The following is a 2557-nucleotide window of genomic DNA, read 5'->3' on the forward strand; positions in this document are numbered from 1 at the left end:
AAACAAAAAGCGGAAACATTAAAAGGTTTGGAAGAAGGAAAAATAGATATCGTAATTGGAACACATCAATTGGTAAATAAAAATGTAAAATTCCGCGATTTAGGCTTACTTATTGTCGATGAAGAACAAAAATTTGGGGTGAATGTAAAGGATAAATTAAAAACGATTGCCGCAAATATTGATACGCTTACTTTAACCGCTACGCCAATTCCAAGAACGCTACAATTTTCATTAATGGCAGCTCGCGATTTGTCTGTTATTACTACGCCCCCGCCAAATCGATATCCAATTGAAACCTATGTAATTCGTTTTAATGAAGAAACCATTCGTGACGCCATTTCGTATGAAATTGAACGTGGTGGACAAGTGTTTTTTATCAATAATCGTATCGAAAACATCAAAGAAGTTGCCGGGATGATTCAGCGATTGGTTCCTAATGCAAAAGTTGGAATCGGACACGGACAAATGGATGGAAAAAAACTGGAAGAATTAATGCTTGCCTTTATCGAAGGCGAATTTGATGTTTTGGTGGCTACAACTATTATTGAAAGTGGTTTAGACGTACCCAATGCAAACACGATTTTTATTAATAATGCTAATAATTTCGGACTTTCAGATTTACATCAAATGCGAGGCAGAGTAGGGCGTAGCAATAAAAAAGCATTTTGTTATTTTATTACACCACCCGAATCTGTTATGACAGATGATGCCAGAAAACGAATCAATGCCTTAGTACAGTTTTCAGAATTGGGTAGCGGGTTTAATATTGCGATGAAAGATTTAGAAATTCGTGGTGCGGGTGATTTGTTAGGTGGCGAACAAAGCGGTTTTATTAATGAAATTGGTTTTGATACGTATCAAAAAATTATGAATGAAGCCATTGACGAGCTAAAAGAAAATGAGTTTGCCAATTTATACGAAGAAGAAAACGATATTGAAACCAAAGAATTTGTAAAAGAATTTCAAATTGATACCGATTTTGAATTGCTGTTTCCAGACGAATACATCAATAATATTTCGGAACGATTGAGTTTGTACAACGAATTAGGTTCTGTGAAAAATATTGCAGAATTAGAAGCGTACGAAAAACGTTTAATTGACCGATTTGGAGCTTTACCTAAAGAAGCGGTTTCTTTATTAAACAGTGTGCGAATCAAATGGAAAGCCAAACAGGTTGGATTAGAACGCTTAATTTTGAAACAAAATAAAATGGTAGGTTATTTTATTGGCGATCAGCAATCTAATTTTTACCAAAGTAATCGTTTTATGAATGTAATGAAATTTGCACAACAAAACGGAAATTTATGTAAAGTAAAAGAAAAAGAAACCAAAAACGGATTACGACTTTTAATCACTTTTGAAAACGTAAAAAGCATTCATAAAGCTTTAGAATTAATTGAAATGATATAATCTTAAAAAAGTAATGTTCATTTTTCAAAAAAAAAACTTATTTTTACACGTTTGCATACTAAATAACCAAAATTAAAGTTATTTATAAAAATCACAATACATTGAAAAAGATACAACTAAAATATGTGTTCACTTTTGGTATACTTGCCTTAATTTTGGCTTGTTCTACCAAAAAAGACAACTATATAAACAGAAAATGGCATTCAACAAATACAAAATATAATGTATTATATAATGGAAATATAGCGTTAGAAAAAGGAATTACAGATGTAAAAGCGACCTATTCCGATGACTTTTGGAATGTACTTCCTTTGGAAAGAATGCAAATAACCCCTGCAGAACAAAAAGAAGGCGCAGCAACCAAAAACGCAAATTTTGAACGTGCCGAAACAAAGGCTACAAAAGCCATTCAAATCCATTCGATGAATATTGGTGGGTATGAAAAAAACAATCAAATTGACGAATCATATTTGATGTTAGGAAAATCCAGGTATTACGAAAACCGCTATTTACCTGCTATGGAAGCGTTTAATTATATTTTATATAAGTATCCAACAAGTAATAATGTTTATCAAGCACAAGTGTGGCGCGAAAAAGTCAACTTAAAGTTAGAAAACGAACAATTAGCCATAAAAAACCTAAATAGAACGTTAAAAGGACAAAAAGTTATAGGTCAGGATTTGGCTGATATTCATTCCGTTTTAGCACAAGCGTATATTAAAAAAAATGTCTTAGATAGTGCATTAGCATCGGTAAAAATATCTAAAAAAGAAACAAAACTAAAGGAAGAAAAAGCGCGTTATACTTTTATTTTAGGTCAATTATACGAAAAATTAAATTATTCAGATAGTGCATTTGTTGCCTATCAGGAAGTAATTGATATGAAACGTAAATCGCCGCGTAGTTATACTATTTATTCGCATTTGAAACAAGCAAATCAGTTTAATTTTCAATCAGGCGACACAATAGCTTTTCATAAAAATCTTGACAAATTACTTGAAAATATTGAAAATAAAAGTTTTAGAGATGTTATTCATCATCAAAGAGCGGTTTTTTACGATAAAAAAGGGAAGGACAAATTGGCCATTTTAAACTATAATAAATCTATAAAAAATAGTGTAACGGATAAATATTTAGCTTCTTTAAA

Annotated in this window: 2 protein-coding genes; both read left to right on the forward strand. The window is 31.5% G+C overall.

Going from position 1 to position 2557, the window contains the following annotated elements; all coding sequences use genetic code 11:
- The coding region (locus tag ACIQ11_RS10255) for a TRCF domain-containing protein (protein ID WP_396154602.1) at positions 1-1410 on the forward strand (1410 nt) is incomplete at its 5' end.
- A 101-nt stretch (positions 1411-1511) separates the two neighbouring features.
- On the forward strand, positions 1512-2557 hold a 1046-nt coding region (locus ACIQ11_RS10260; RefSeq protein ID WP_396154604.1), incomplete at its 3' end, for a tol-pal system YbgF family protein.

It is taken from the genome of Flavobacterium sp., assembly GCF_044361065.1.
GTDB lineage: Bacteria > Bacteroidota > Bacteroidia > Flavobacteriales > Flavobacteriaceae > Flavobacterium.